The 6,466-nt window shown below is 72.5% G+C and carries 5 protein-coding genes and 2 pseudogenes; 3 read left to right on the top strand and 4 right to left on the bottom strand.

All coding sequences use genetic code 11. From position 1 onward, the window contains the following. Both ND748_RS21885 and ND748_RS21880 read right to left on the bottom strand, forming a co-directional pair. Positions 1-614, bottom strand: a pseudogene (locus ND748_RS21885) (hypothetical protein); the annotation flags it as partial. A gap of 228 nt (positions 615-842) precedes the next feature. After that, positions 843-1,265, bottom strand: coding sequence for a DUF2795 domain-containing protein (locus ND748_RS21880; RefSeq protein ID WP_251747853.1), 423 nt, complete (start codon positions 1,263-1,265; stop codon positions 843-845). 213 nt (positions 1,266-1,478) lie between these two features. Between ND748_RS21880 and ND748_RS21875 the strand changes: the two genes are divergently transcribed. Then, the gene (locus tag ND748_RS21875; RefSeq protein WP_251747852.1) at positions 1,479-2,381 is read left to right on the top strand and encodes a Rieske (2Fe-2S) protein; all 903 of its coding nucleotides are present in this window, start codon (positions 1,479-1,481) and stop codon (positions 2,379-2,381) included. A gap of 549 nt (positions 2,382-2,930) precedes the next feature. Here the strand turns inward: ND748_RS21875 and ND748_RS21870 are convergent. Both ND748_RS21870 and ND748_RS21865 read right to left on the bottom strand, forming a co-directional pair. After that, the gene (locus ND748_RS21870; protein ID WP_251747851.1) at positions 2,931-3,722 is read right to left on the bottom strand and encodes a metallophosphoesterase; all 792 of its coding nucleotides are present in this window, start codon (positions 3,720-3,722) and stop codon (positions 2,931-2,933) included. Next, positions 3,719-4,939, bottom strand: a complete 1,221-nt coding sequence (locus ND748_RS21865) for a BON domain-containing protein (protein ID WP_251747850.1) — start codon at positions 4,937-4,939, stop codon at positions 3,719-3,721. The genes ND748_RS21870 and ND748_RS21865 overlap by 4 nt, the downstream gene beginning before the upstream one ends. A 417-nt stretch (positions 4,940-5,356) precedes the next feature. Between ND748_RS21865 and ND748_RS21860 the strand changes: the two genes are divergently transcribed. Both ND748_RS21860 and ND748_RS21855 read left to right on the top strand, forming a co-directional pair. Continuing rightward, positions 5,357-5,878 (top strand): MarR family winged helix-turn-helix transcriptional regulator, encoded by a 522-nt coding sequence (locus ND748_RS21860; RefSeq protein ID WP_374215998.1) that lies wholly within the window; start codon positions 5,357-5,359, stop codon positions 5,876-5,878. A gap of 76 nt (positions 5,879-5,954) precedes the next feature. Continuing rightward, positions 5,955-6,466, top strand: a pseudogene (locus ND748_RS21855) (CapA family protein); the annotation flags it as partial.

The raw sequence follows: 6,466 nt of genomic DNA, 5'->3' as shown, positions 1-6,466 counted from the left end.
CGCTCCGGCGTCACGGGCTGTGTCGCTGCCCGCGCCGCCGGCTGGGTCGCTGCCCGTGGCGACTGCCGTACCCGCTGCAGGCGGGCCGGCCTGCGGGCCGAGCGGACGGACGAGCCAAGCGAGCGGGACGACGAGCGCAGGTATCTCAGCGTGGCCGATCCCGCGTCGCCCAGCGAGGCTCGCGCCGCCCGGCCGTAGCTGTGCAGGACGAGCCGGTCGAAGGTAGGCGGCCCGAAAATGATGATCCAGGCGACGCCGAGCGCCCACAGGCCAGCCAGGGCTCCGAAGGCCAGCGGGCCGAAGCCGCCCAGCGGCACGGAGATCACCAGGAACGCGACGCTCGCCGCCAGCCCCCAGCCGATCAGGCGGCCGAGGCTGACCGGCTCCGCCCGTCCCCGCCGAGTAGCGGGCCGCCTGGTCGGCGAGGTTGCCGCCGCCCGGACCGACGCCGGGCCCGCCGCCCGGGTGGAACGAGTTCTCGGGGCGGCCCGGGTCGAGCCGGGCGAGGAAGCCCGCGATGCCGCCGGAACCCGGGCTGCCCCGTGCGGTTCCCGGGTTGCGGAGCCGCGGGTGGTAGCTGTGCGTGGCTGTCGATCCAGCACGGTGCGTCCCATGGCTGCTCTGTGCCCCGGTGGTGCCGGCGTCATGCAATCGTCCTCATGACGACCGCCACATTTCCCTGCCACTCAACGGTTTTTCCACCCGACGGCCGCGTCGCGAGGTCGGCGCCGTCGGCGGAGAAGCGCCCGTGTCGTCCCCGGCGAGACGGATCGCGGCCCCGTATCCGGCATCCGCCCCCGCCGCACACCGCCCGCGGTCCGACCTCGGCCGAACACGGTCCGTCAGCGCCGCAGCGACTGGGCGTCGGTCCCCTGCCGCAGCACCCGCCACAGCTCGCCGACGGAGGCGAACTGGACGCCGGGCGGCGCCGCGGCGACCTCCTCGATCACCCGGTCCGGGGCGTGCTGGTGGCGGAGATGGTCCATGATCTCCTCCCGCTCGGCGGGAAAGACCGCCCGGCCGAGCCAGCGGGCAAGCTCTGACCGCTCCTCGACGTCGGCCAGCGTCATGCCGGCCGCCGCCCCGGCCCGGGACTGGGCGGGGTCCGGGAACTGCGCGTCGCCGGGCAGCTCGTCCGTCGGTTCGACGGAACGCCACTCCTCCGCCCGGGTGTCCCGGCCGCTGCGCACGAACCCGGAGACCTCGTGCGCCATGGCGTCGTCCCGCCACGGGCCGTGCTTGGAGCTTCCCCGATCCACTGCCATGTCTCGTTCCTTCCCTGGCGTCGCCATCGCGGACGGCGACGGGTGGTCGAGAAACCGACGGCCCGCGCGGCGGGCTGCGCGCGGGGATGGCGGTGACCCCGTTCGTCCCGCCGGATCCTCGTCGCGCAGGGGATGTGCACGCTGGGGCACGAAACAAACCCTCCGCCGGGCGGCGCGGTTCGTCGGCGGGCCCCGACGGGAACACCGAGAGGCATGAGGCGGACACCGCACGATGTCCTCGTCGGACCGGCCGAGCGCTTGGAGCGGGCCGAAGCCCTCGATCCGGTGGCAGCGAAGGTCCGCGACCGCGTCCGGCACATCCTGGGGCCCGGTGCGGCGCGCGACCTGCTCAACGGAGTACCGCTCGGGCATCCGCTGCACCCCGCCCTGGCCCAGCTCCCGCTGGGAACCTGGCTGTCCGCGGGGATCGTGGACCTGCTTGGCGGGCGCGACGAACGGTCCGAACGGGCGGTGCGAGTCCTGATCGGCTCGGGCCTGCTCGCCGCCGCCGCGGCCGCGGCCGCTGGCCTCGCCGACTACTCCGAGCTGCGCCAACGTCAACTGCGCGTCGGCGTGGCCCATGCCGGCGCCAACAGCCTGGCGGCCGGCTGCTACCTCGGCTCGCTGCTGGCCCGCTGGGGCCGGCACGACCGGCTGGGCCGACGGCTGGGGCTGGCCGGGCTCGCCGTCGCGGGGACGTCGGCCTATCTGGGGGGTCATCTCGCCTACCGGCAGGCGTCGGGGGTCAACCACGCCGAGGAGGTCGCCCGCCTGCTGCCGCCCGGCTGGCATCGGGTCGCCCGGGTGGACGAGCTCGCCCCGGGCCGCCCGGAGGTCCGGCTACTCGGCGAGGTGCCGCTGCTGCTGCTCCGGCAGGGCGATCATGTCGACGTCCTCGCGGACCGGTGCAGTCACCTGGCGGGGCCGCTGCACGAGGGGAGAGTCGTGATCGACGATGGCGTCACCTGCGTGCGCTGCCCCTGGCACGGCAGCACGTTCCGGCTGGCCGACGGGGCGGTCGCGCACGGCCCCGCGACCGCCGGGCAGCCCCGGCTGGAGGTGGCGGTCTCCCACGGTGACGTCGAGGTGCGGTTGTCCGACGCCGGAGTTTCGTGATCTCCACCGGACCCCGAGACGTCCGCCGCGATCGCTGGACGCTCCGGGCGCGTCAGGCGAGTGCACCGCATGCCCCATATGGACGATCCGGGGGCACCACGGGCGGGCCATGCTCTCGGCCGGCAAATGGTCCGGTCGAGTCAGATGCCTCCTGACTCGCCTCGGTGCCCGGTGTGCCCCAGGCGGGGAGTGCATGGCCCGACCGGGCACACCCGAGCGGGGCAGAAAGCCCCGGATCCGACCATCGGTAGCCAAGGTGGCCCGCCCGGACGGACTATGCCTACGCGGGGGGCCCACGCGGGTCATGGCCGCCCGGGTGGCGAGTCCATTTGGGCGAGTGCTCCCCACCCACATCCGCCCGAGCAACACGGGAGTGCATCCCCCACCCGGGCCATGGAGGAGCCCTCCACTCTGACTATTCAGATCCGCCGGGCCTCGCTGGTCCTCGCGGCAGGCCGGTGGATCGACGATCGGTCGGCGGAAAAACGGCCGTCATCGGGCCGCCAGGCGGCGCAGAACCGGCCGTCATCGGGGGCGTCAGGCGGCGGTTCACGGCGCCGTCGGAGCCGCGAGATCAACCGACGGCGCCGACGACGGCGTCGCCATCCGGGTTCTCTCGCCGGCCGCCCCGGAGTCGACGGCATAGAGCGCGCAGGGCTTGCCGATCACCGGCCGGGCAACATTGCGGACCGGTACTCCGCCCGCCGTCGACCCGCGTTCCGAGCCCGCATGGGCGTGTCCGTGCAAGGCGAGGGCGGCGCCGCCGGCATCCACCGCCTCGGCAAGGTGATAGCTGCCGAGAAAGGGATAGATCTCGGCCCGCTCGCCGATCAGAGTGTCCGGAATCGGGGCGTAATGGGTCAAAGCGACGCGGGTATCGCAGTCGAGTGCCGCCAAGGCGTACCGGAGCCGGGTGGCAACCTCCTTCGTGTGCCGGACGAAGGCCTTCATCAGCGGTTCGCCGAAGTCGGTTCCGCTGGCCCCGGCAAAGCCGCCGCCGAATCCCTTGACGCCCGCGATCCCGAGCCGCGCGCCGTCGATGTCCACCACCGTCCCGGTGCCCTCGAGCACCGTCACACCGGCCGCGACGAGGATGGCCGTGATCTCCCGCTCCGCATTGCTGTGATAGTCGTGGTTGCCGAGCACGGCGATGACGGGCACCGGCGCTCCCGCCACCTCGGCCGCGACAACCTCGGCCTCGGCGGGCAGCCCGTGCTGGGTGAGATCGCCCGCCAGCAGCAGCACGTCGGCGCGTCCGGCGAGGCCGCGGACGACCGGCGCGAAGGTCCCGCCGCTGTCCGTTCCCAGGTGGATGTCGCCGACCGCGGCGATGCGCATCATGAAATGGTCTCCACCTTCGCAGTCTCATCGGCCACCGGGACGCGGCCGATGATCGTGACCTCGTTGCGGACCAGCCGGCCGGGGGCGGCCTCGGCCACGACGTCCACGACCGCCCGGCGGCGGACATCGGTGGCAACCTCGCCCTCGACGAGGATGCACCCGCCGGCGACCACCACCTCGAGCCCGAGCTCCGCGACCCGCGGATCCTCGGCAAGGCGTTCGCGCAGCTCCCCGGCCAGGTATTCGTCGGCCTCGGCCAGGTCCAGCTCCCCCGCCAGGCCCGGCTGTCCCGCCACGTCCGGCTGTCCCGCCAGAACCGACTGTCCCGCCACGTCCGGCTGTCCCGCCACATCCGGCTGTCCCGCCAGAACCGACGGCCCCGCCACGTCCCACTTTTCCCCTGGTACCGGGCTGCCTGTTTCCTTGCCAATCCGCAAACCAATGCCTTCCTGCGCACGTCCTTCCGCGTTGCTGCCTTCCACGTTGGCGCCTTCCGCGTTGGCGCCTTCCGCGTTGGCGCCTTCCGCGTTGGCGCCTCCGGTGTTGGCGCCTCCGGTGTTGCTACCTTCTGCCTTGCCGCCGTGCTTGTCGGCTGCTGCCTTGCCGCCGCCCTTACCGCCTTTCGTTCCGCCGCGCTGCGCCGCCCCGGACGACACAACCGCGCCACCCGACGCGGCAATCTCGCCGGGCCGGGCGGCGACCGGGGCGGCATCGACCGGCGGAATGAGATTGAGCCGCTCGGCGACCAGCAACGCGGCCTCGGCGAAGGGCGAGGCGGCGGTGGATCGGCGAACCTGGTCCCAGTCGACCTGCTCGCGCATCGCCCGGATCATCGGCAGGACCCGGGCCAGATCGCAGTAGCGCTCCTCCAGGGCCAGCAGGGTCATCTCGAACCAGTCCGTGGCGTCCATGACGGGCATCCGAACCGAGTCCACCGACATCTCACTGGACCTTTGCAGCATCTGCGGGGTGACCGCGCGACCGACCGGATGATGGATGAGATCGACGAGTACCTCGCCGTCGAACACCTTGGTGAGCCAGTCCTCCGGCGGGTCCACCGGGCGCAGCCCGGCCGCGGCCAGAACCTCGACCGCCCGCGGCACATCCTCTTCCCGCAGCATGAAATCGACGTCGTGAACGGGTTCCGGACCGCCGCGGGCCCAGCACGCGTAGCTCCCCCCGAGGGCGAACGGGATGTCCGCCTCCTTCAGGGTCACGGCAACCCGTTTCAGACTCTCCCGCAGACCTCTGGGCGCATCCTCCATACCGCAGCCCGTACCCGCCCGTGCCCTGTGATGCACCTCGCGCGCGGCGCCGCGTGGTCGCGGGTGCCCCTGTCACGATCGCGACATCCCGGAACGGCTACCCCAAAGCGGTGACAAGAGTACTACGCAAGTGCCGGGATGTCCGGCTATCCGTAGTTATAATTTCACTACATGCCACAGGAGTTACGGCTTCGACGTCGGAGCGCCACCCGATTCTCACACCCTGGCGACAACGAGCGTCGGCATGAGCGATGATGACCTTTGCGGCGAACTCGTCGGCCGCCCACTTCGACACCGGATTGGAAGCGAACCCTGAACGCGCGCACACGATCCGACCAGTTGCCCAGGGGTGTCGGTGAAGACACCGGCGTGCTGGAACATTCCGGCGAGCGCCTACCCGGGCAACGCGCCACCGGGACGGCCACCCTGCCCCCACAGCCGACCGAGCCGCCCAGCACCAGCGGCGTGGTGGACATGTCCAGTCATCCAGGCCAGCTCGCTCGTCGGCTGCAGCAGGTGACCTACCAGCTATGGACGACGACTGTCTCCACCGAGACCACCCCGCCGCAGTTCGTGGTCCTCAACAGTCTCCTCGCCGATCCCGACATCGATCAGCGCACGCTCGGCGAACGGGCGTCGCTCGACAGATCCACGGTCGCCGACGTGGTGGCGAGGCTCGTCCAGCGGGGTCTCATCCGCCGGGTCCGCGACCCGCGCGACGGCCGCCGCAACGTGCTACGGCTGACCAAGCGAGGCGAGTCGACCCACGGCCAGGTGGCAGACCGCATCGAGCAGATGAACGACAAGCTGTTGGCCCCCCTGTCCCGGGAGGAACAGGGCACGCTGCTCTCCATGCTGACGCGGATCGTCGACCAGGGCGGCCCGCGCTAGCACGACCGCCACTCATCGTTTACCTTCGGTAACGCTAGGACGTCGATTCGATTCGATCCGACCGGCACCGAGGACGATGCTGCGACTCCGTCGGCCCGACGCGCGGCGTCGCCTCCGCTTCACTGGCGCCCCGCTCCCGGGCCTGTCCGCACTTCGGCGACTCGCTGTCGTCGGGCTCGCCGGTCTCGCGGTCGGCACCGTCGGCATCACCGCCTCGTCCCCGCTCCACGGGCGCGAGGCCGCCCGGCCCGCCAGCTCCATCCCGGCGGGCCGTCCCGACCGCGGTGAGCCCGACGGCGGCATGCACGCCGCCGGTCCCGACCTGCCCGCCGATCGTGACCCGACCGGCGGGGGCCCGCCGCACGGCATTCGGCCGGATCAGACCCGGCCGAATGGGGCCAGTGCCTCGTTCGGTCCCGAGGCCACGGCCATCACCATCGTCGCGGCAGGCGAGATCGACCTGTCCCGGGCGGTCGACCCGTGGGCGGCCCTGCTGCCGCTGCGCGGCTACGGCACCGCGGCCGATCTCGCCCTCTGCCGGCTGGCGGCGCCCCTGCCCGCGTCCCCCGACGCCGCGGGCCCCGGGGA

This window comes from Frankia sp. AiPs1, assembly GCF_023716945.1.
GTDB lineage: Bacteria > Actinomycetota > Actinomycetes > Frankiales > Frankiaceae > Frankia.
The sequence above is the reverse complement of the archived record's forward strand: the minus strand, read 5'-3'. Positions and strand labels throughout refer to the sequence as shown.